A 21,972-nucleotide genomic window follows, 5' to 3' on the forward strand; every position below is an offset into this window, starting at 1 on the left:
AAGACAGTGTGGGACAGCGCTTCAGCTGCTGGCCGGGCTGCCCGTTTTCAACCCCGCGGCGCGCCAGCCTCGATGTGCGCCGAAATCCATTTCCGGCTGTAGGCCAGAACTCCCTGAGCGATGGCCGTGGGAAAGTGGATAAAACCGTGGGGCGAGGAGGGCAGCAGGTACATCTCGACCGGCGCCGATTGCGCCCAGCGCTTGGCGATGTCGAGGGTGTCGTCGCGCAGCGGATCGAGTTCGCCGGCAAACAGCAGCGCGGGCGGTAAACCACTGAAGTCGCCATATAGCGGGGACAACGGTGGCTGACGGCGCTGCTCGTCAGTCAGGTCGGGTGTGAGCAAGCGCAACGCCTCGACCATGCCGGGGCCATCCAGCACCAGCGTGTCGGCGGGCGCGTTACGTACGCTGGATGTTCCGGTGAGGTCGTAGACGCCGTAATACAGCAATGCGCCGCTGATTCTTTGCAGCAGATCGGGCCATTGTTGCAGCGCCAATAGGGTCGCCGCCGCGAGATGGCCACCCGCCGATTCACCGACTACCACGACGGGCAGGCCGGTGAACTCAGCCTCTTGTAACAACCAACGAGTGGCGTTGAGGCAATCTTCCAGCAGTCCTTCGATGGGCGTGGACACCGCCAGTCGATAATCCACCGAGACCAAGGTCACCTGGCAGCTGTCGACGATGGCCGCGTTGAAGTTGTCGTCCATTTGCGCATTGCCGATCACCCAGCCGCCACCGTGGAAGTCCAGCACCACGCCTTTCGCCGGGCCTTTGGGGCGGATGATCCGCACGGGCACGTTATCGATCAACTGGCGCTCAGCTGTCAGGCCAAACTTGCGCAACGCGCCCGAGCCGCCGATCTGACTGACGCGCAACAGCGCCTGAATCAAACGCGGCGTCAGGCGATTGCGGATTTTGAAACGCGGCAGCCAGGCCAGCTTCCTGTTGAAGGCGCGCACCTGCGCCAATTCGCGCTCGCCCTGCGGCCACGGTGTTGCATTACCCCAGTTGGCATTGGTCATCAGCGGTTCTTGATCAGGATGGAGAAATTCAACGCCGCCGCCACGCACAGCCACGCCAGATAGGGAAACAGGATCAAGCCAGTGATCAGGTCCAGTTGTATCGCCAGTACCACCATCGCCGCGACCACCAGCCACAACACGGTGAGAATCACCATCGCCGCCAACACCTGATGTGCGCCGAAGAACACCGGCGTCCACAGCGTGTTCAGCGCAATCTGCGCCGCCCACAACGCCAGCACGGTCTGGCTGCCGGGGATCAGGCTCAAGCGGTAACCGGCCCAGGCCAGCAGCAGATAGATAATCGTCCAGGCCACCGGGAACGCCCAATTGGGCGGGGTGAACCCGGGTTTGTTCAGCCCTTCGTACCACGGCCCCGGTTTGAACATCACGCCGGTGGTTGCTGCGGCTGCGCAGGCCAGAAGAAAAATGAAGAAGGTCATCGCCAGTCCTTGGCTGAAATCAGCCGGTTGGGGGTTTAAGAAAGGGACGCCTCGGCAAGGAAAAAGTTTGCCATGAAATTCAGATTGGTCAGAGAGGCGATTAAATTTGAACTAAAAACTGACCGTCGCGTCAGGATAATCAGTGCCTTTTCCTACTGACGCGGATGACCTCATGTACACCTATCACATCGAATACCGATTCAACGGCGAGCCTCGGACTTTTCTGCTGGAACTCAAGGAACAGCAACTGGCCGAGCACGAGGCCGCGATGCATCTGCTTCAACTGCACTTGGGGGATGCGGAAAACGGTCTGATGATGCCCACTGCAGACTCAACACCCGAACAGATCCTCGAACGGGCCGAGCGGGTAGGGATTACGGACATCAAGGTTGTCAGCCAGACCAACTGAAACGTGATGCAAATTTTGGCAACGGCGGGGATCAACGAAGACTATTCTCCCTGCCTTGGCGCTTAAACCGGCATCGCTGCTTCCTGCGCGTCGTGTTCAGCCATCATGTTCTTGCGCTCTTGATAGAACCGCAAAAACTCCGCCGCCGGCATCGCCTTGCCAAACAGCCAGCCCTGCCCAAACTGCACACCTTGACCGCGCAGGTAATCCCGTTGCGCTTCGGTCTCAATGCCTTCGGCTACGATTTGCAGGCGCAGACTCTTGGCCATTTCGATGATGTGGCCGGTCACGGATCCGGTCGCCGCGTCGTGGTCGATGTTGTCGACGAACGATTTGTCGATCTTCAGCACATCCAGCGGCAGTTGCTGCAAATGCTGGAGGCTGGAAAAACCGGTGCCGAAATCATCGATGGCCGCCAGATAACCCAGCTCGCGGGCACGATTGACGGTGGTGCGGGCTGCGTCAATCTCAACGAAACCGCGCTCAGTGGCTTCCAGCCAGATCTGCTTTTGCTGCACGTTGGCGCGGCGTAACGCAGTGTCGAGTACTGGCAGGAAACGGCCACTGCTGACGTCCTTCGCCGCCAGGTTGATTGCCACGTGCAGGCTGCGCTCTTTGACCAGCAACGGGCCGACGTCCCGCAGTACATTGTCGATCACCTGATCGGTGATCGGCAGAATCAAACCGCTGTGTTCAGCCAGCGGAATAAACGCATCGGGACTCACCCGCGTGCCGTCCGGATGTTGCCAACGCACCAGAGCTTCCGCGCCGACACAGGCACCATCGCTGAGGCGGATGATCGGTTGATAGTGAACGATGAACTCGCGATTGCGTACTGCCAGTTGCAGTTCGGCCAGCGGTGACAGACGTTGGCGGGTACGGCGCACGATCAGCAGCACCAGCACGCCTGAGAGTAAGCCACCGATCGGCAACAGCAACATCTCCCGGCGGATCAGGCCTTGCATCAATTCATGGCGTGACAGCGCGGCGATGGCGACCCAGTCACCGCTGTGGACGAGGGTGTAGAGGTAGCCGTCGGCAAGGCCCGAATGCGGGCCTGAATGCACGCGCGCCAAGAAGTGCTCCGCGCCCGGTCGCGAGGCGCTGACCAATTGTCCGGTCGCGGTGCCAACCGCCAAGTGCAGATCCTCTTCGAGCATCACATGCAGAAACTGCTCGGGATCGACCAGCACATTGAACGCCGCGTACTGCAACCCCATCATCGGCTTGGCCGGGACGATGCGCGATTGCACACCGAGCGAAACCCGCACGCCATCCGCCGTTGTGAAATCCTCACGCCACGGCGTCGCATGCTGCCCCACCGGCCCCCAGGAACCACAGGCGTAAATCTCTTCTTCGACATAACCGATCGACTTCACCGAAAGCGTGTTGATGGTCAGCAGACGCATCTCGTCGATGCTTTCCGGTGTGCACGGCACCAGCCGGGAACCGGCAATGGATTTCAGCGCGCCGGCCGCTTCATTGAAGGTGCCATGGGCACGACTGGAGGCGACGGATGCGAGGGTTTCCAGCCGTTGCTGAGCCGCGGCCAGATTCAACATCCAGGCGACGTAACCCATCAAAATAACCGGAAGCAAGACACACGGAAGGCCCAGGAGAATGCTCCCCCAGACAATGCGTTTTTTGTTCATGGCGCCACCTTGGCCTCAAGGCCTGTGACGTGCGCACAGCACGGCTGTTTTCAGCGATTGCAGATTACGGCTGCCGTGTGGGGTAAATACTGCTCCAGATCAATTTAACTGATTGCCCGGATTGTTTGGTTTCTCTGCGTTCTGAGAACTGCGTGACCGGGCCTCTTTACTGGCAAGCCAGCTTCCACAAGGACGTGTTCAGAGTCTGTATCCCGCAAATCCGCGCAGTCTGTATCTATCGGCACAATTCCCTCGTTGATACCTTGCGCGCTTCGCGAACATCAACGAGGTAGCCATGGATCTCACCGCCATTCCTTTCGGTACCACCGATTGGTCAACCATAGAACCGGAGGCGCATGCCGGGGTAACCGGCACGGCCTGGTGGCGAACCTGCCAGTTTGGCGCAACGCGCGTGCGGATGGTCGAGTACAGCCCCGGCTACCTCGCTGATCATTGGTGCTGGCGCGGCCATATCCTCCTGTGCCTGGAAGGGCAGTTGCAGACCGAACTGGAGGATGGCCGCCAGTTCACATTGACTCCCGGCATGAGTTACCAGGTAGGCAACGACGCAGAAGGCCATCGATCCTTCACCGCCACTGGAGCGAAACTGTTCATCGTCGATTGAGTTTGCGCTGATGCCTTCAGACCTTTTCTGTTCGTGATGGGGGCTTTTCAGCCAACACGCACCTCAGCTGGCCGGCCGCCATCGCGAGCAGGCTCACTGCTGCAATGGTTCTACGGTGGGTTCGGCACTGCCATCACCATTGCTTTTGCATGATGATCGTTCGCTCGGTGCCGTGATATTCGTCTCGAACCCAAGCGATCGATAAAAACCTTCAGCCGTTATCGAGGAGGGCACCATGTTCACGATGAGCTCACTGATCATGGCGGCATCTTCGTGTGTTGCCATTCGAATCAGATCTTCCACTTTCGTAATCCCTGAGACTTTCTCTGCCGGTGGATGGACCGATCACGCACCCCACGGCCCGATCGCGCAGCCATTTCCGTTGAAGCCGAAACTGTCATATCCAGTATCACTTGCCTACCCATAGTGACCAGCCCAACGCTTAAACAATGAGGCTGCACTGTGTTTCAACGTCTTCTGTGTTCGCTGTCCGTACTGAGCCTGTCCATCGCCGCCGCCCATGCTGCCGAGCCCGTGCCGCTCGACACACCGCGCCTGCAGGGCATCGACAACTTCCGTGATATCGCCGGTACCACCGCCGCGTACACCACGGCCCACGATGGCACGATGCGCAGCGGCGTGTTCTACCGCTCCAACGCGCTGACGCCGACGGCCAGCGATCTGGCGACCCTCAACAGTCTCGGCATCAAAGCCATCTACGACCTGCGCACCCCCAGCGAAATCGCCGCCACCCCGGACACGCTGATCAGTGGTGCGACCTACCAGAACATCGACATCATCGGCAGCACCACGTCCGGCGCGAACATCACCAACATCTCCTTCAAAAGCGCCGCCGACGCCATTGCGATGATGGAGCAGACCAACCGCGCCTTCGTCAGCGACGCCGGCATGCGCGACCAGTTCGGCGTGCTGTTCAATGAACTGGCCAGTGTCGATGCCGCGCAACTGTTCCACTGCACCGCCGGCAAGGATCGCACCGGCTGGACCGCCGCCGTGTTGCAGAGCATTGCCGGGGTCGACAACGCCACCATCATGGCCAACTACCTGGCGACCAACGACTACACCGCCGCCCGCGTCGCCGCCACGTTGAAGGCGTTGCCGCCGAGCATGGCAGCCATTTACGAGCCGTTGCTCGGCGTGCAGGCCAGTTACTTGCAGGCCGGCCTCGATGAAGTCACTACCGAGTACGGCAGCATGGACAACTACCTCAAACAAGGTCTCGGTCTGTCGCAGGAAACCATTTACGTCCTGCGCGGCAAACTGGTCGAATACAACAGCCTGCCGGGTCAGGCCGGGCTGATCGGCAACGCCGCTGCCGGCGCCGAATTGCTCCGCGAGTTGCAGAACACCAACCTGTCCGGCACCTACAGCGCCTACAACTACTACCTGCAATCGGCCATCGACGCTGGCACCCTCGGCGGTGTCGAATCCCAGGTCGGCGGACAAGTCCATGCCGACGCCGCCAGCTACCTTCTGCGCCAAAACGCGATGATCGAACAAGCTGCCGCACCGTTCGCCAGCGGCAGCGACCTCAAAGTCGGCCAGTACCGCCTCTGGACCACCGCGCTCGCCGGCTATCTCGGCACCGACGGCTCGGCCCACGCCGAAAGCAGCAACGAACACAGCCAAGGCCTGATGGTTGGCATCACCCAACGCTTCAGCGATCAACTCAGCGCACGCGGCGGTTTTGGCTACAGCAAAGGCACTGTTGGCGGCGCAGGTGGCGAAGCCGACACCGACTTCACCTTCCTCAACTTCGGCGCCCGCTACGGCTTCACCAGCCTCGAACAAGGCCTGTTCGTCGACGCCAACGCCAGCGCCGGCTACATCGACTACGACAGCAAACGCGACCTCGGCGGTGGCCTCGGCACCGCGAAGGGCGACAGCCACGGCAACCTCAGCGGTGCCACGCTTGCGTTGGGCTATCGCGCCCCGGTCAACGGCATGACCTTCGAGCCGAGCCTCGGTTTTCGCGTCAGCCACCTCGACCTCAACGGCTTCAAAGAGAAGGGCAGCGAACTGGTGCTCGACGTCGACGACAACAGCGCCACCCGCCGCAGCGCAGTCGCCAACCTCAATGTCGCCTTCGCCCCGGTGGCGATGGGCAGTTGGCAACTGGTGCCGGGTGTGCAAGTGGGTTACGAACGCACACTGGGCGACAACCAGGTCGACAGCCAAAGTCACCTGCTGGGCCTGGATATCGAACAACGCGCCGCCTTCGACAACCGCGACCAATTCAGCGGCGGCGTCAACGTCATGGCCAGCCTCGGCGCCCTGAGCCTGGGCGCAGAAGTCGGCGCGAATGGCGGCGGTGACAGCCACGGCTTCAACGGCGGCCTCAAGGCCAGCTACGCGTTTTAAAGGTCACCGGGCTCGGCTGCGCAGCTAGCGGTCGGGCTGCGCGCACGAGCCTGGGAGGATTATTTCCGACATAGTGCAGCGATGCCGTGTGCTAGTGCTTTGCATTGTTTTATTGAGTCCGAGGCCATCGACCAGTAGTGGCGAGTAGCCACTGAATGCGGCTATCATGGCTCCGTTCAGTGCCGAAAAAGAGGTTGTTGAACAATTGTGACCCTTGAATTGCGCGATATTTCAAGGCGTCGATACGGAAGATTATTTCAACGTTAATGGACGCGATATGAGTAGATTCAAGACGCTCGTGCACGAATACAAATCAAACAATGACGTCGCTCAAATGTTTGGTGTTGTTTTATACGGGGATGAGCATCCTAACCTCATAAAAGTCTTGCGTGATGAAGATCGTTGGAAGGCATTCAATAAAATCACTGGAGAGGATTTTGCTGTTTTTTCAATTCGTCCTGCGCAGGGCGAGCATAGTTGCCCCAAATTTCCTGGGGGGTCTATGAGTATGATGGTGCCCATATGGATTGAACCCGAGGAAAATCGCGAAATTATTGAACTCTTTGAGTTGGAGAATACTCAAGATCTTCCGATGCTTTTGCTTTTTACAGAGTTCAATGGCAAATATTTTTCCATTCAATTACCCATTGAAGAATCAACTGTCGATATCGCTTACAAAAGCATTCGGGAACAACTTGAGTTTTCCTGTAGTGCTATATCAGGAGTCAGGCGGGAGAATCTGAAGAATCCGAAGGGATTGTTCGCCGCTTTATCTTTGCGCCAGGATGACCGCTTGAAGTGGAAATTCTTTAAGCGGGGTGTTGGGTTGTATAAATATCTCAAGGATTTGAAGCCATAATTGACTAAGGCTTCAGCAGTGTCGAGCCAATATTGAATAGCTCGTCGCCTACATCAAAATAGACCTCCGCAAAGGTCTATTTTTTTCAGTGATTGTTTACGCTGAACAACACTTTTTATATTTCAATCCAGAACCACATGAGCAGGGATCATTTCTCCCCAGTGCGCCCTTGTCTCTTGTAATGGAGGCCCAGAGCAACTGCGTAGCCTCCTCAATTAAAATCCCGTGGTGGCTGGCCAGGTTCCGTTGCACAGCTGGTATTTCAAGTTCGCCTATCGCGATGTCGATGGATCTTTTTCTATTTTCATTAGAAGGGTGAGTTTCACTTTCTTTACTCGTAAATTTTCTATTTGGCCCATTGGTAATGTAATCGGCATAGCGGTTGATCAGGTCGAGAGTCGAGAAGAATAGCTTAATAGAAGAATTAATCTGCCAGAAATCCCATTCTTCGTGTTCTAAGGCATGGGTAGTAAAAATCAAGGCTGCGTAGTCGGCTTCATATTCTTTTCTATGTGAACTTGATATCTCGGAGCTTGCCTCAGACATGTGAAATTTAGAGTTCGGGGTATCAAGATGGCCGGCATACACGTGGCCAAATTCATGGGCGACTATGAAAAGCTCCATACCCCTGCAGAGATCATGTGCCAGCCTTACAGACCTAGGATCGACAGGGAAAGGTTTTGATGTGCCGGGTCTTCCATTTCTTACAAGGGCATCCAGTAATCCAGTCAATCGTAGGGCAATGCCCGGATCGTTAGCGATCGTTTGTTTTATTGTGTCTGTGCTAACAAAGTTTGTGCCCGCAGCGGGGAAGAGGCATTGTGCATATATTTTTGCGATTAAGTTGCAAAAGGTGAATAGTTGCGAGTCAAAAAGCAGGAAGGGTTTTGAGGAGCAGGGTAGATCAACGACCATTGCGTTGATCATTCCTGTTGGTACAGTTGCATGAAGTGGAAAGTTTTTGGTATCGATGTTTAATCGTTCAACAGTGCTTCTAAGCGTTGCAACCAAAGAATCGAGTAAGTGGAAGCTAGTCGGTGCGTCGTAGCGAGTTGGCAATACGTGAGCATCGAGAAGATCGTTAATGCCGTTCAGTACTTCGTTGTTGGAGTCTAGAGATACGAACTCAGGATTCCCTTGTCTGACAAACTCTAAAATCGCCGCATTGTTTAAACTATCATGCTGCAAGGTATGGGATTGTTTATCCGGCAACTTGCCGAATTCACCGTTAGATAAGTAATCCTCAAGGCATTTATAGTCAGAATTAGTATCTGATAGGTAAGTCCGTTGCATAATATCTCCTTGTATGCCGCGAGGGTCCCGGTCGAGACGTCTCGATGAGTGTCGCTCAAGTGTAGTCATTTTGCCATCATTGCAATAGGGGGGCTAATGGCAGCCTTGAGCCTTTTGGCGTTTGTCGATGTCCAGTAACGTGCGCCAGGTTGGAAAGGCAGCGATATGAGGCCGCTGCGCCGTTAAAAAGATCGAAAGCCCTCGCGAGAGCATCGCGAATTGTTCAGCACTGGGGGCGAAAACTACTTCTCAACTCCCCAGGACTCACCCCATAAGCCCTCTGAAAATACAGACAAAACCGCCCCACATTGCTAAAGCCAAACCTTAACGCCACCTCCGTCACCGACTCCAAACCCCGCTGCTTCAAAACCTCATAAGCCCGCTCCAGCCGCACCTGCCGCTGATACGCCACAATCGACATCCCGACAAACCGCCGAAACCCCTCCTGCAATGCGCGCTGACTGACATGGCTCAACCGCGCCAGATCCACACCACTGACCAACTGCTCCGGATGCGCCTGAATAAACTCCACCGCCAACTTCACATGCCGTGGCGCAACCATCGCCGTCGGCCGCCGCAATACCTCGGAAAAATTATGCGGCCACGCCTCCAACACCGCATCAATCAACATCTCGCGCAACCGCGACGGCATCAGCGTCCCGCTGTTGATCAGCAGATCAAACTCAGTGCCTGTGGCTAGATCGATCAACGCCTTGATCCCCTGAAACGCTGCCGTCTCCAGATCCACACTCGGCTCAAAAACGATCTTCTGCAGAATCGGTTTATCCAATAGCGCCGATAGCCGCTCGGTGAGCTGAAGACGATTGATCGACATGCCGTGATGCGCGTGATCATCCAGAAAACGCATCGAACGGATATCCGCCTTATCAATCGCCAGCCCAACGTGCGACACCCCGATAGACTCGGTGGCATGGTTGAAAACGATCTTGCCGGCAGTGGGAATGACGAACGTGATCTCATCCTGTGGATCGGGGAAAGCCACGGTGAAATCACCGTGATAATGCATCCGCCGAAAACTCACGCCATCGTGCCGACCGTAGACCCCGCCAATCATGATGTTCGACGGCAGCGGCGGATTGTCCGCATAGCGATTACCAAACAGCTTCGAAAACAGTGCACCGAAGTCGTCCGAACGGAGATTGTCGGAGCGCAGGATGATTTGCTGGCGAACAGGAGTCGGAAACACCTTGGCGGCACCTTCGGTTGGGGGCTCTAGGACAGGGGTGAAGGGTAGGGCGCCGAGGAGGTTAGCAGAGGAAATATGACGGGTTTGTGACGGTCGGAAACATGCCGTAACACCGCCGCGCCACGTTTAAGCAAAGGACACTCGGCAGCCCATTGCCGACATGGCAACCTGCTCGCATCTTTACTCAGCAAGCAAATAGCGGCGACGCCTCCAGCGCTTGGCCCTGTTTGACATGACCTGAAAGCATTCAAGTTAATTGGAGCGGCAATGCAAGCCAACACACAAACACTTCCCATCACCCTGTCCCCAGAACTCGACTTCGACCAAAACGCCGCCAGCGCTTTCGGCGAATCGCTGACCCACGAATACACCCAAGCCACACCATTCCCGCACATCGTCATCGACAATTTCCTGCAAGCCGACGTCATCGCCAGCATCCGCGAACACTTCCCGGTCGAACCGACCAACAACGAACAGATCTACGAGCGCGGCTACAAAGGCCAACTCAAACGCCAGATCAGCCCCAACGCCTGCAGCCCGTACCTGAAGAACGTCTTCAACACCTTCAACTCCGCACCGATGCTGCAATTCCTCGAAAAACTCACCGGCATTCAAGGGCTGATTCCTGATCCCTATTTCACCGGCGGCGGCCTGCACGAAACCAAAACCGGCGGCTTCCTCGGCGTGCATTCGGATTTTCGGCTGAACAAGAAGCTCAATGTTGAGCGGCGGCTGAACGTGATTATTTACCTCACCGAGGACTGGCAGGAGGCGTATGGCGGCAACCTGGAGCTTTGGGATGTGGGGATGAAGAAGTGCCTGAAGAAGGTGCTGCCGATTTATAACCGGTGTGTGATTTTCAATACGGATAAGGACAGCAACCATGGGCATCCGGAGCCGTTGACTACGCCGGAACACATCACTCGGCGGTCGATTGCGCTTTATTACTACACGGCGAGCGGGGTGGGCGGGGAGCCGGGGCAGAGGAATAAAACGCGTTATAAGCCGCGGCCGAAGGATCGGTGGAGTTTGAGGTATTACTTGAATAAATTGATTAAGAAGAAGGGGTGAAGAGGCTGCGTAATCAGGGAAGCAGCCGTTTTTTGGACTGGGTGGTGAGCAGATGGTGCTGGTTCAGATTTTGGCCAAAGGCGGACATTTGGCGTTCGCAATATTAAGGCGGTACAGTTAGCCGCATACACCGTCGACGCCCCAAGAGCCTTCGCTCACGTGCTCCTGCTGCTCCTCGATCGAGTCCAAGCGAGCCGAGCATTGCGGATAAGCATCCTGGTAATTTTCACGTGAAAATAGGGGGGGGGACTCATGGACAAGAAAGACTCACCGCGTGGTTCAGAGCTCGCGAAGGTAATACGATCCGGCGCAATGGGAGATGCAGCAAAGGAATATGTCGAGCTCGGAATAGATGCCTTGCTTGCCTCTGAGGCTGCGAAATCAATCCCGGTTGTTAGCACCATAGCCGGTATCTTCAGCGCGACACTATCTATCAGGGATCACGTTTTCGGCGGCAAGCTTCTTCGTTTTCTCAGCGAGCTTTCTGAGATTTCAGAAGACAAGCGAAATGAAATGCTTCGCAAGCTTGGAGAAAACGACAAATTCGCGGGAAGAGTAGGTGAGACAATAATCGAAATTCTGGAAAGAATGGAGAGCGCAAAAAAGCCTGAATTGGCAGCAAAATGTTTTGCGGCTTATGCCAGAGAAGAAATTTCGTTTGAAGAGCTTAGCCGCATCCTATTCGCTCTGGAGCGAATCCCGTCCTTTGACATTGACAAAGTTGGCCAATTTTCTAGGGCGAAAATCGAAGATGCAGTCAAAATGGATGAGTCTCTTCTGCTTGCATTTGTGAACGCCGGTCTGGGAATGAACAATGGCGGCCTTGATGGCGGTGCCATTCTCCCGACCAAACTCTGTCTGCTGTTTCTGAAGGCGGGTCTGGTGGCATAGTCACGTAGTGGCGTTATGGCGTCCGCTCTACAGCTTTTGGCGAATGATCACCTAACAATGCGCTCAGCCGTTGCTCACTCACTCGTGGGACAGCAAAATGCTGCGCATTTGTCTGTCCGTTAGATTAATCGTTCGGCGCTTTTGAGGTGACAGAAATGCATCTTTCCTTTCAAATCCAGTTTCAAGACTTGCCTCGCTTTTTGGATCACTGGTCGTCAAAGTACAAATATAAAAGCGATGAAAAGTACACGGATAACATTGGAAGTCCGTTGACCGAGGAGTCATTGCGGCAACTCTTCGAATGGAAAAATGGAATCGAAAAAATCGCGGGACGGAAGCTTCTAAGCATTGCAGAGAACTACACCACATCCTTCAACGACGATCCGGTAACGCGCTACCTCAATCACAAGCAAAGCGGCAGCGCGATCTGGAATATTTTCTACCTCCATTGCTTATCGCCACGCGAGTGGCCAATTTTTGATCAACATGTCTTCAGAGCCATGCGCTATATGAAGACGGGGAAAATTGAAGAGATTCCAAGAACAAGCAAGCGAAAGTACGAGACCTACCAACAAGAGTACATCCCTTTCTTCAAAGCCTTCGGTGGTATGGAACAGAGGAAAGTTGACATGGCTCTCTTTGCGTTTGGCAAGTTCCTGAAGACGGCGGCGAAGTACGCCTAGCCCTTCCATCGAAAGGAGGGGCGTCCGGCAAGCCAGCCGCCTCTCATGTCAAACGTTAGGGCCATGGGATCAGCGCTGAGGTGCGCGAACGGCAGTTTCTGGCCAAAAAAGGGGCGGAATTATTTTCAGTCTTGGGACGTATGTCTGGTCTACCGTCCATGACGGCATCCCAACCGTCATGGAGGGATTTTTGTTACTCCGTAGGCACCACGTTATCCAGCGCCCGATTCACCGCCAACTCCCCAAGCATCACCACCTGCGCAATGCCTTGCAGTGTCTTGCGTGCCGGTCCGTGAACCAGTCCGATCACATCGCCCAGCATTACAGAGGCGGAGCCGAGTGATTCACTGGCGTTCACCAGCAATTCTTCAGTTTTGGTTTTTGGATTGGCGATAAACATCGTGTTGGTTTGGTACGGGGTGAGCATGATTTTCGGGGCGGCGCCGAGGTAATGGGAGAGGGCGCGGTCGACGGCTTCGTTGAATTTCTTTGCGTCTGGGGATTCGTCGCCCGAGATCGGATCGATTTCTGGCGGATTCGGCGTAATTTTGAACATAGATGAAACTCCTGGGAAACGATTAAGGAGCCATCACACTTCGCTACCAAACGAGGGGTGGCGGCCATGCACAGGTTGGTAGACCGGCCCAGGAGCCCGGCGCGTCCGAGGACGCCCTACGCATGGCCACCATAAAGCGGAGATCAAAAAAGCGATCTCTGCGAAAGGTGCGCAATGCGCCTGGGAAAGTCGGGCTACCAAACCCGATCACTGCTATTCAGTGACCGACCCACAATAGAACCTGCATCCAAGGCGCACAAGCCGGCGGATTCTGGCGTAGTCGTAGGCAACGGCGCAAGGCGTTGTAGGTTGGGATGGCGTAACTTTGAGTGTCTTTAAACAAAGTCCAGGAATTGCTTCAACAGGGCAGTTAGAGCTGTTTTTGCGATGTCTTTGTGGACTGGAGGAGCGGGAACCGTTTCGCGATCCATCGGGGGCAAGTCCTCTCGCTACAGGTGGGAGTTAATTCGCCAGCGAAATCAGCATGTCGATGACATTGATGGGCACGTAGATTAGGGTAATCCCCGCATACGCTTTACGCGACCGAGCCACAAACGCGCCAATCGGCAACACAATCATGATCACATCCAGCAACCACCAAAGCGCCACCGGCGATGCCTGAAACAACGTGACATTGACGATCAGCCCCAGGCCCAGATACATGGACAGCGACAGCAATGCATAGCGCCAATCCTGTTCGAAGTACACGCGCAACCCGTTCTGCTCTCGATGCGCGCACGGTGTTTCACTACTTCGTCGAAGGCGAGGCGGTTTGGGGGACTTATGCGGGTGGGCATATTCGCATGGGCAACCAGGTTGGGCGGGTGACCGGGCCGGATAGTATCGAGCTGCTTTATCAGTGCATCACCACGGATGGCGAGATTCGCGCGGGTTGGTCGCGGGGCGTGGTGGGGGTTGATGAGGCGGGGCGGACGACGTTGCGGTTTGTGTGGGGTTGGTTGTCGGGGGGCGAGGGTGGCGGGGAGTCGAGTTACGTTGAGGTATCCCCGGACTGTGTTTCGGCATAGATCCGGTCTCGTTTAACCCGCTGATTTGGGCGTCTGTTCAGTAATAAAGCGCTGTGCCTCAGCCCGGCCAATGACATCATGCCTATTTCCGGTGAGGGCATAGGGCCGATTGTCTGCAAGGAATAGAGGAGGGATATTTGATGAGCAAATTGTCAGCAATGATCGCGCAAGCGAGTGTGGGCCTTTCCGTGCAGCAGCGTATTTCGGATGAAAAGTGGACGGCAATTGCGCAGCAGTGTGGGGACGAAGAGGTTGCTGAAATACGCGGTCGAATTGACGCGCTGAGGGCTGAGTTGTCGACGGTGGAGGATTGGGATGGCGATACTCAGGATGAGATTCATCTGGCGATTGCTCAATTCACCAGGATGCTGGAGCTCGCGTCTAATGGCGTCTAGCAGGTGAATGTGCTGTTCTCATAACTTTTGTCTCGTCAGTACCCGTGATTGGCGTTTTTGAATTGAAATGAATGTCGTCAACGTCGGCAACCGGCCAGAAGCGTCTCATCTAAAACCGTGGCTTTGCAGCCATGTTATGGTCTCGAAACCAAAAGAAAACCCACGGAATTCAATCATGGAACTGGTTCGACTCACTCCCGCGGAATATCACACCAACGACAGCTACTGGCGACTTTTCAAGCTCGCAGATGGTTCTGTCTACATCCTCGTTGAATGTGAAGCGTCTTTTGTGGGGTACCAGTCCATGATCAAGCTCAACGCCGAGGAAATGCGCGACTACCACGGTTTGGGCTGGCTATCGATTCAGCACCTGGCGAACCGGATCAATTACTTTGTCAGTGATTACAACGGTCGCAGAATCACCGGGCCTTTGCTTGAGCAAGCCAATCAGCTTTCGACGCGCTAGTTCTATTGGCTCAGCCCCTTGGAATCCGCCAACCCGCCCTCATAACCATCGCTATACCCAACACCCCGAAGAGGAATGACACGCCATGACCACTCAAACCGAAACCGCCATCCTCGCCGGCGGCTGCTTCTGGGGCATGCAGGATCTGCTGCGGCGCTATCCCGGTGTGTTGCAGACCCGCGTCGGTTACACCGGCGGTGATGTGCCGAACGCTACCTATCGCAACCATGGCGACCACGCCGAAGCCATTGAAATCACCTTCGATCCCGCGGTGATCAGCTATCGGCAGATCCTTGAGTTTTTCTTCCAGATCCACGACCCGAGCACGCCAAACCGTCAGGGCAACGACCTTGGACGCAGCTATCGTTCCGCAATTTATTACCTCAGCGAAGAACAACGCGACATCGCTGAGGACACCGCCGCCGATGTCGACGCGTCGAAACTATGGCCGGGCCGCGTGGTGACCGAAATCGAACCGGCGGGGCCGTTCTGGGAAGCGGAGCCGGAGCATCAGGATTACCTCGAGCGCATTCCGAATGGCTACACCTGCCATTTCATTCGTCCGAACTGGAAGCTGCCGAAGCGCGTGTGAGCGGTGCACGCCGCTCATTCAGCGCCAGCACATAGGCGCTGAACATATCCGCCAGCCCGCCGGCGCATACCGAAATATCCTCCTCGGTACGCGGGCTGCCGGAAAAATCCTTGCCGACCGAACTGAGCGTCGTCAGGATCAGATCGCACGCCGACGTGCGAATTTGCTCACCGACGTCGGGCAGCAACTCTTCCATGAATGTCGCGAAAAACTGCCGCCCGGCCGCGCGCACTGCGTGGGCCTCCGGGGCGTTGCGGTAGAGCGGGGCGGCGTCGTTCAGTGCGCCGCGCATCTGCGCTTCGTCGCACTCTGAACGAATGAATGCCTGCACCAGGGTGCGCAGGCGTACGAGTGGCGGCTGCTCAAAATCCTGCAAAATCCGCTGCAACATTTGCGTGGTGTGCAGCCACTCATCGCTCTGCAAGCGGAAAAGGATCGCCGCTTTGTTGGAGAAGTCCTGATGCTGCGACTCGTGTGATGGTAAAACGGGTCGAAGCAGTCTCTTTTCATTACAGGTTATTAATTGCAACTATTCACTAGTTTCCAAGTTTTGAATCCCTGATAACTCACCTCTGCAAAATAATGGCGCCATATTTTTGATCAGTGACGCCGTAGCAGAGTTTTCATTGCATTACATACAACATTGCATAAAGAAATATGCGGTGCTGGTAGCAGTCTCAGAAAACACGTCTATATTGGTTTTTAGGTCAACGCGAAGTGCGTGGAGCCCCCGTAACCTTTCACCAAGCAAGGATGCTCGATGCTCAATAGTCGGAACACAAAGTTCGCTCCAGGAAGAGGGTGGTTCATTGCGATCGTCACACTCCTATTGGCAATGGCGACGCTATCGGGCTGCAGCGTTATTAATGTTTATGACGAGGGCATATTGGTTCAAAAGTATTACGGGTTACCCATTTACACCATCGATTCGACCCAGGCGCAAAAAACTCTTTACTTGGAAAGCCGCGGTGTCGGAATTATTAGTGGCCCGACCGGGTTATCTATCGGCTACAACAGAGAGACCTTCCTAAGCCTGCCCACCAGTAAATGCGTAGCGGTTTTCATCAATACCAGTGCCGAAGCTGCCAACACATTAAGAGCGACTCTTGAATCCGCCGGGGTCGATGTCAATACCCTGTGCATCTATCCCGCCCAAGGAGCCTTCCATGAATAAATACATTCTGACCACAACTCTTCTGATCGGTGGATGTTCACCGTTGCAGCAAGCACCTCTGGTGTATACCTCTAAACAAGTACTGGGCATTGATATTTCAGCGCCTACGACTGAATCAACGGGTTTTAGCATGAACCTTGGCTTCAAGAACATCGATGCCGCGTATGTCCCATTGGCTGTGTCGAAGGAGACCGAAGGTGTTATTACGCCAATAAAAGAAATTTATGCAACGTATGGCGAGGGACCGCAAGCTGAACGGGCTGCTGCAACCCCGGAGCAACAACAGGCAGTAGCGAAGCTGACAAAAGACCTTGTCGTAAAAGAACAACAGGTGAGTTTGCTGAAGTCGGCGAGAACCCAGCTCATCGAGCACAAAACACTAATTGACAATAAAACTTCTCTTGACTCAAAGCCGCTATCTAAAAAGTTGTCCGAGCTGCTAATTTTACCCCCAGACATAGAAACCAAACTTGAGTCCAAGCAAGTACTCACTCCAACGCAAGTGAAGGAAACTGTCGGCAGCGTGACCGAAGGTATCAATAAGAAAGAAGTCGAAGCGGGCGAAACGAAAAAAGAGATCGCTCAAGTACTGAGCATCAGCAAGCGTGACGCGATGTCGGTGTTCGGCAGCTTTGATTCAGGGCTAAAAAGCGAAGGGACATCTGGTGTTTCGCATCAATTGGGGAAAATGTTTTCCACCGGAGTCGCCGCTCAAAACCTGACGCAGGGACTTCAGCGTTATGCCGTGTTGGAGCAGTGCCTGAACCTGATCAAAAGTACTGCGGACGCAGCACAGAAAAAAGATCTGATTGCAATGTGCAGTCGTTCGACCGGTGCCGCCAACCCAATTGCGGAACCTTAGCGGCTAACGATTTGCTTTCGACTCAAGTCGATTGAGGAAGGAGCTTCTATGCGAAGTATCGTGACTGCGGTTGCTTTACTGATCTGTACGAATCTGGGGGCCTTCGAGATTCGCCCGGAAAGCCTTGATGGTGGGGCCTATGATCCTCTGTCGAGCGTGTCCAACATCTACTTCTACTCCAACAATCTGGCGAACCGCTGCCTAAAGGACAAAAACTATGTGAGAGATGGCAAAGGTCAGCCCATCCACGAGGCCATCATCAGGATCGCTTATCTGAAGGCTTACGGTTCAACGATAAAAGAGCAGACTTGGCTTTCACCTCTACTGGGGGGCGTGGAGTGGAATGACGATCCTGAAGAACTGCTTCGCAAAGCGTTTTATTACGGTGGCTGGCGGAACGCCTTGGAGTTCAGACGCAAGATTGCTCTGGAGGAAAAAGGCACCACCATCATGAACCGGTCGCACTACGGAGATTTGCAGTTCTTGCACGCGATGTTGCCAAGTGATGCCGACCAGACCATAGCCTTGCAGCGACTTCGCAGATGGTTGGAGTACACCTACCGAGTGGCAATCGGCGAAGTGCCTTACAACACTCTGCGAAGAAGCACTCCTTACAATGAGTTCTTTGCAAAAGTCGGATGCCCCTCGCCGGGTGGGAGGTGCACAGTTCTGGATCTTTACGATATGAAGCTGCACTTTCGAGTCAAGAATGGAAAACCGGCAAGCCCGGCCATGCTTCAGTTGACTCTGCAGGAGCTAGCGACTGGCGCTATCGCCCATGTGATTCAGGACAGTTACAGTGCCGGGCACACACGACGGGTCGGAGGCACCGGAAAATTGATGGAAATGTACCGGTACGATGATAAGAACCGTGCGCAGCACTGCATGTTCGATGGAGGTTACGAGATGAACAAAGCCAATATCGAGAAAGCCATCCAGGAAACATCAAACTTCATGAACATGATCAAATCCGGTAGGAAGTGGGAGCAGGCAGAACCTTTCTTCGAGGACATCCTTTCGATCTGACGAGGTAGCCACTAAAGATTGAGAACCGTGCATCCAAGCTGCTTCAGTTCTCATGACACCGCCATGACAAGCAAGCCCGATCGCACGGGCTTGCACTGCTAAAACCGAACGTGATCAGGCACTGCCAAATCCCAGAAAAGAACGCAGTTTATTGCCCCACTTGCGCTCATAGAACGGCGTGGTTTCCCTGAGAAAGTAATCACTCAGGCCGGCTTCACCTTGGGATACCCGGCATAAATCAACCGGCTCGCCCTGTGGCGCGGTATCCCCGGCAACATTGCCCGCCTCACGCATAACCCGCTCAATATCGCCGTCCGCCTCAATGCCCACGATCAAGTGCGGTTTTTCGTCCACCGAGGTGTCATGCATCAATGCCAGAAATCCGCGCTTCACATTGGAATGTTTGGCGAGCAGTTGGGTGAGCGAGTGGACCATTTGTGACGGGTATTCGGCAGGCTGGCCGAGCAGCACGTTGGTTTCTTTCTCGACCGTGCGTTCCGTGGCGGTCTGGCCAACAGCATCGGCGAGCAAATTTTGCACCTCTTGCGGGAAAAACTCTTTGCCGTACGGCGACTTCGGATTCAGGCAGAGCAGGGCGCCCAGTGTGATTTCGAACAACGATCGGGCGGGTATTTCGAGGTAGGTCTGCTCGCTGTCGATGGACTGTTGCAGTGTTTGCAGGGACGAGAAAAACGGGATGACCGGTGTGCCGTCCGGTTTTTGCCAATGGGCGATGCTGATGTTGCTGCCGGCTTGGAGATTGACGTGGCCGTCGGCCTCACCAGCAGTACCGAGGATGTATACGTTCGAGTTCAACAGTGTGTTGAAAAACTCGGGGCGATGTGCCGGTTCGTCGGCGGCCCGTTTGAGGCTTTTTTCCAGCAGGTTTTCTGGTTGGGTATCCATGGTGTTCATCCGTGACTCGTTCTGAAACAGGGCATAGAACAGGTACATCGACGCGTGTTCGGCTGACGCCTACGCGGGCAAACCTGTTGCCACAGGTTTGCATATAGATCACAAAATTCGGGTGCAGCGCAAATCACTGTGGGAGCTTGCCTGCAAGCGATGACGGTAGGTCAGTTAGCTTCTTCGCAACAGATACGCCGCCATCGCCAGCAGGCTGGCTCCCACAGGGTTAGGAATCAGAGCAAACTCCACGACACCCCGACATAAACCCCCATCCCTTCACCCGGCGTAGACCGCGCGGCATCCAGCCCGTTGTCGTCATACCCCGGTGTAACCGTCGCCGCATAGTGCTTGTTGGTCAAATTACGCATATCCACCCAACCCTGCCAGTCACCCTTCGGCGCGTTGTAGCCCAGTGTCGCGCCGAACAGTGCATAAGGATCAGCGTAGTAGCTGTTGGCATAATCCACGGCCACCTTGGACACCAGTTGCGTATTCACCGCCGCAAAGAACCCCTGCGGCCAGTCGTAACGCAACTCACCCTGGTAGTAATGCATCGGCAGGCCGGGGAGGCGGTTGTCGCCGAAACGATCATCATCGCGATAGTGGAAATCACTGAAGGTATACGCCTGACGCAAACTCAACTGACGGCCATCGGCCGCCGACCAGAGTTTGCTGTTCAGGCTGGCCTCAACACCTTGATGCACGGTCGGGCTTGCGTTGAGTTCGTAAGGGGTGACGGCATTGGCATCCGGCAACACCGAGAGCAATTCATGGCGCACCTGCGCGTAGTACCACGCCAGACTCCACTCGCCGACAGCGCTGTCGCCACGGCCACCCAGTTCCAGCGTGGTCGCGGTCTGGTTCTGCAGTTTGATCGGATCTTTTTGCGTTCCGGTCGCCGCGCCATTGCCGGCCGGGAAGCGCACGTTGGAGCTGTAGATCAGCGACCACGGGTGCGGCGCTTCAACCGAGCGGCTGAGATTGCCGAACACTTGCAGGTCCGGGCTGATCTGGTAGCGCAGGCCGAGGCGTGGCGCGTAGTCCCAGTCGTTCATGCTGGTTTTGCCGCCGCTTTGCGGGTAGGTCACGTCACTTTCGCGACGGGTGTAGATGGCGGCGAGACCGGTGGTCAGCCAGAGGTCGTCGGCGATTTCCAGGTCGTTGCCGAAGTGCAGAACGGTGTCGGAACCCTGATAGGTGAAGTTGCGCATACGGGTGCCGGGCGCGTAGCTGGCGGTGTTGCCGGTGGGGATGCGCACAAACTCGCTGGCGCCGTCGTTGGGCAGGTGCTTGGTCACGCGCAGGCCGACGTTGCTGCGGCTTTCCATGCCGAAAATCGTGTCACGGCGCTTGTAGTCGAAAGTGCCGCTGACGTCGGTGTAGGCGACCTTCAGACGGTTCGGTCCTTCGCGCAGGTCCATCGGGTAATCGTGATAGACGAGGCCGGTCTGGATGCTCGAATCGTCGTCGATGTACCAGGTGGTCTTGTTGCCGATGAAAGTGCTGCCCGGTTGCTTGCGGCTGTCATCGCGCGCCACGTAGGACGGGTTGGCCGCGCGAGGCGAGTGTTCGATGGAGTGCTTGGTCACGCGGCCGGCGAGGTCGTTGTCGGTCTCGCGGTAGCGGATATAGAAGCGGGTTTCCAGGTTCGGGTTGAAGCGATAGCCGAAGTTGGCGATCACGCCTTTGCTCTCGCTGGCGGTGTGATCCTGATAGCCGTCGGCGTTCGAGTCGGTGAGCGACACGTAGTAATCGAAGTCGCCCAGCACTTGCCCGGAGCTGACTTGACGCTGCTGATAGCCGTGGCTGCCGGTGGCGTAGCGCACTTGCAGTTTCGGCGCGGTGTAGCCGGTGTGGCTGACGTAATCAATGGCGCCGCCGAGTGCCAGCGAGCCGCGATCAAAACCGTTGGCGCCGCGCAGTACTTCAACGTGATCGACCCACAGCGGTTCGAGCAATTCATACGGCGTGCCGCCCGGGCCGGTCAGCGGCAGGCCGTCGAGCATCGTATAAATCCCCGAAGCATGGGCGCCCGGCGCGCGGTTGATGCCCGAGCCCCGCACCGAAATCTTCACGCCTTCGTTGCCCGCCGACTGCGCATAAACCCCTGGCTGATACGCCAGCACATCCTGATTGCTCGCCACGCGGCCCTGCAGCGGCTGGCGCATATCGACCACGTTGCTGCCGCCGGGGACCTGTTCGAGGCGTGTTTTGGCTTCTTCGACGCTCGCGTCTGATGTGCTTTGCGCGTCGGCCGAAATCAACACTTGCCCCAGTTCCAGACCTTGAGTCTCGGCCAGCGCCGGGCAGGCGAGGGCCAGGCCCAAGAGGGCGGCGGGCAGGGATTTGGACGCGGGCATCGAGAAAACTCCAGGCAGACAAGGGCAGGGCAATGAACAGTGCGACGCAGGAAAAGACGAACGAAAC

The 21,972-nt window shown here is 55.7% G+C and carries 25 protein-coding genes; 14 read left to right on the forward strand and 11 right to left on the reverse strand.

Annotated features, from left to right (window positions below):
- Window positions 1-47: 47 nt before the first annotated feature.
- Both QZR14_RS19560 and tspO read right to left on the reverse strand, forming a co-directional pair.
- Window positions 48-1,025, reverse strand: a complete 978-nt coding sequence (locus QZR14_RS19560) for an alpha/beta hydrolase (RefSeq protein WP_311997465.1) — start codon at window positions 1,023-1,025, stop codon at window positions 48-50.
- Window positions 1,025-1,465 (reverse strand): tryptophan-rich sensory protein TspO, encoded by a 441-nt coding sequence (gene tspO / locus QZR14_RS19565; protein WP_007916213.1) that lies wholly within the window; start codon window positions 1,463-1,465, stop codon window positions 1,025-1,027. The genes QZR14_RS19560 and tspO overlap by 1 nt, the downstream gene beginning before the upstream one ends.
- Window positions 1,466-1,607: 142 nt before the next feature.
- Here tspO and QZR14_RS19570 point away from each other — a divergent pair, with 142 nt between their 5' ends.
- A complete protein-coding gene (locus tag QZR14_RS19570; protein WP_250604762.1) occupies window positions 1,608-1,874 on the forward strand; it encodes a hypothetical protein in 267 nt (88 codons plus the stop codon).
- Window positions 1,875-1,936: 62 nt separating this feature from the next.
- On the opposite strand, the gene QZR14_RS19575 is transcribed toward QZR14_RS19570, so the two are convergent.
- The gene (locus QZR14_RS19575) at window positions 1,937-3,454 is read right to left on the reverse strand and encodes an EAL domain-containing protein (protein ID WP_311997466.1); all 1,518 of its coding nucleotides are present in this window, start codon (window positions 3,452-3,454) and stop codon (window positions 1,937-1,939) included.
- 367 nt (window positions 3,455-3,821) lie between these two features.
- Here QZR14_RS19575 and QZR14_RS19580 point away from each other — a divergent pair, with 367 nt between their 5' ends.
- On the forward strand, window positions 3,822-4,151 hold the full coding sequence (locus QZR14_RS19580; protein WP_095049927.1) for a DHCW motif cupin fold protein: 330 nt from the start codon (window positions 3,822-3,824) through the stop codon (window positions 4,149-4,151).
- A 93-nt stretch (window positions 4,152-4,244) separates the two neighbouring features.
- Here QZR14_RS19580 and QZR14_RS19585 read toward each other — a convergent pair whose 3' ends face one another.
- Window positions 4,245-4,454, reverse strand: coding sequence for a hypothetical protein (locus QZR14_RS19585; RefSeq protein WP_311997467.1), 210 nt, complete (start codon window positions 4,452-4,454; stop codon window positions 4,245-4,247).
- A gap of 159 nt (window positions 4,455-4,613) precedes the next feature.
- Here QZR14_RS19585 and QZR14_RS19590 point away from each other — a divergent pair, with 159 nt between their 5' ends.
- Both QZR14_RS19590 and QZR14_RS19595 read left to right on the forward strand, forming a co-directional pair.
- On the forward strand, window positions 4,614-6,533 hold the full coding sequence (locus QZR14_RS19590) for a tyrosine-protein phosphatase (RefSeq protein ID WP_311997468.1): 1,920 nt from the start codon (window positions 4,614-4,616) through the stop codon (window positions 6,531-6,533).
- Between the two features lie 277 nt (window positions 6,534-6,810).
- Window positions 6,811-7,392, forward strand: coding sequence for a hypothetical protein (locus QZR14_RS19595; protein WP_311997469.1), 582 nt, complete (start codon window positions 6,811-6,813; stop codon window positions 7,390-7,392).
- Between the two features lie 96 nt (window positions 7,393-7,488).
- On the opposite strand, the gene QZR14_RS19600 is transcribed toward QZR14_RS19595, so the two are convergent.
- Together QZR14_RS19600 and QZR14_RS19605 are read right to left on the reverse strand one after the other, a co-directional pair.
- A complete protein-coding gene (locus QZR14_RS19600) occupies window positions 7,489-8,685 on the reverse strand; it encodes an SEC-C metal-binding domain-containing protein (protein WP_311997470.1) in 1,197 nt (398 codons plus the stop codon).
- A gap of 223 nt (window positions 8,686-8,908) precedes the next feature.
- Window positions 8,909-9,892, reverse strand: coding sequence for a helix-turn-helix transcriptional regulator (locus tag QZR14_RS19605; protein WP_311997471.1), 984 nt, complete (start codon window positions 9,890-9,892; stop codon window positions 8,909-8,911).
- A 267-nt stretch (window positions 9,893-10,159) separates the two neighbouring features.
- On the opposite strand from QZR14_RS19605, the gene QZR14_RS19610 reads away from it, so the two are divergent.
- From QZR14_RS19610 to QZR14_RS19620, 3 genes are all read left to right on the forward strand, one after another.
- Window positions 10,160-10,963, forward strand: coding sequence for a 2OG-Fe(II) oxygenase (locus QZR14_RS19610; RefSeq protein WP_311997472.1), 804 nt, complete (start codon window positions 10,160-10,162; stop codon window positions 10,961-10,963).
- A 252-nt stretch (window positions 10,964-11,215) separates the two neighbouring features.
- Window positions 11,216-11,854 carry a hypothetical protein gene (locus QZR14_RS19615; protein WP_311997473.1) on the forward strand — a complete coding sequence of 213 codons (639 nt, stop codon included), beginning with the start codon at window positions 11,216-11,218 and terminating at the stop codon, window positions 11,852-11,854.
- A gap of 155 nt (window positions 11,855-12,009) precedes the next feature.
- Entirely contained in the window at window positions 12,010-12,537 is a 528-nt protein-coding gene (locus QZR14_RS19620) for a hypothetical protein (RefSeq protein WP_311997474.1), read from the forward strand.
- A gap of 193 nt (window positions 12,538-12,730) precedes the next feature.
- Here QZR14_RS19620 and QZR14_RS19625 read toward each other — a convergent pair whose 3' ends face one another.
- Window positions 12,731-13,093, reverse strand: a complete 363-nt coding sequence (locus QZR14_RS19625) for a DUF6124 family protein (protein WP_311997475.1) — start codon at window positions 13,091-13,093, stop codon at window positions 12,731-12,733.
- 462 nt (window positions 13,094-13,555) lie between these two features.
- Window positions 13,556-13,801, reverse strand: coding sequence for a hypothetical protein (locus tag QZR14_RS19630; RefSeq protein ID WP_311997489.1), 246 nt, complete (start codon window positions 13,799-13,801; stop codon window positions 13,556-13,558).
- Between QZR14_RS19630 and QZR14_RS19635 the strand changes: the two genes are divergently transcribed.
- The 4 genes from QZR14_RS19635 to msrA all read left to right on the forward strand — a co-directional run bounded on the left by QZR14_RS19635 (window position 13,771) and on the right by msrA (window position 15,574).
- Entirely contained in the window at window positions 13,771-14,121 is a 351-nt protein-coding gene (locus QZR14_RS19635; protein WP_311997476.1) for a hypothetical protein, read from the forward strand. The two genes, QZR14_RS19630 and QZR14_RS19635, sit on opposite strands and share 31 nt — an antisense overlap.
- 140 nt (window positions 14,122-14,261) lie before the next feature.
- Entirely contained in the window at window positions 14,262-14,516 is a 255-nt protein-coding gene (locus QZR14_RS19640) for a hypothetical protein (RefSeq protein WP_150692726.1), read from the forward strand.
- Between the two features lie 175 nt (window positions 14,517-14,691).
- Window positions 14,692-14,982, forward strand: coding sequence for a hypothetical protein (locus tag QZR14_RS19645; protein WP_250604783.1), 291 nt, complete (start codon window positions 14,692-14,694; stop codon window positions 14,980-14,982).
- An 85-nt stretch (window positions 14,983-15,067) separates the two neighbouring features.
- Window positions 15,068-15,574, forward strand: coding sequence for a peptide-methionine (S)-S-oxide reductase MsrA (gene msrA / locus QZR14_RS19650; protein ID WP_311997477.1), 507 nt, complete (start codon window positions 15,068-15,070; stop codon window positions 15,572-15,574).
- Here the strand turns inward: msrA and QZR14_RS19655 are convergent.
- On the reverse strand, window positions 15,537-16,103 hold the full coding sequence (locus tag QZR14_RS19655) for a TetR/AcrR family transcriptional regulator (protein ID WP_442967416.1): 567 nt from the start codon (window positions 16,101-16,103) through the stop codon (window positions 15,537-15,539). The genes msrA and QZR14_RS19655 overlap by 38 nt on opposite strands.
- A gap of 231 nt (window positions 16,104-16,334) precedes the next feature.
- On the opposite strand from QZR14_RS19655, the gene QZR14_RS19660 reads away from it, so the two are divergent.
- From QZR14_RS19660 to QZR14_RS19670, 3 genes are read left to right on the forward strand one after another with little or no spacing between them, the layout of a single operon-like run.
- A complete protein-coding gene (locus tag QZR14_RS19660; RefSeq protein WP_311997478.1) occupies window positions 16,335-16,748 on the forward strand; it encodes a hypothetical protein in 414 nt (137 codons plus the stop codon).
- Entirely contained in the window at window positions 16,741-17,610 is an 870-nt protein-coding gene (locus tag QZR14_RS19665; protein ID WP_095049946.1) for a hypothetical protein, read from the forward strand. The genes QZR14_RS19660 and QZR14_RS19665 overlap by 8 nt, the downstream gene beginning before the upstream one ends.
- Window positions 17,611-17,658: 48 nt before the next feature.
- A complete protein-coding gene (locus QZR14_RS19670) occupies window positions 17,659-18,636 on the forward strand; it encodes a hypothetical protein (RefSeq protein ID WP_095126397.1) in 978 nt (325 codons plus the stop codon).
- A gap of 114 nt (window positions 18,637-18,750) precedes the next feature.
- Here QZR14_RS19670 and sseB read toward each other — a convergent pair whose 3' ends face one another.
- Window positions 18,751-19,542, reverse strand: a complete 792-nt coding sequence (gene sseB, locus QZR14_RS19675; RefSeq protein ID WP_311997479.1) for an enhanced serine sensitivity protein SseB — start codon at window positions 19,540-19,542, stop codon at window positions 18,751-18,753.
- A 236-nt stretch (window positions 19,543-19,778) separates the two neighbouring features.
- Window positions 19,779-21,905: a TonB-dependent receptor family protein gene (locus QZR14_RS19680; protein ID WP_311997480.1), complete on the reverse strand. Its 2,127-nt coding sequence runs from the start codon at window positions 21,903-21,905 to the stop codon at window positions 19,779-19,781.
- Window positions 21,906-21,972: the final 67 nt, after the last annotated feature.

Source organism: Pseudomonas sp. rhizo66 (genome assembly GCF_031931925.1).
Lineage (GTDB): Bacteria > Pseudomonadota > Gammaproteobacteria > Pseudomonadales > Pseudomonadaceae > Aquipseudomonas.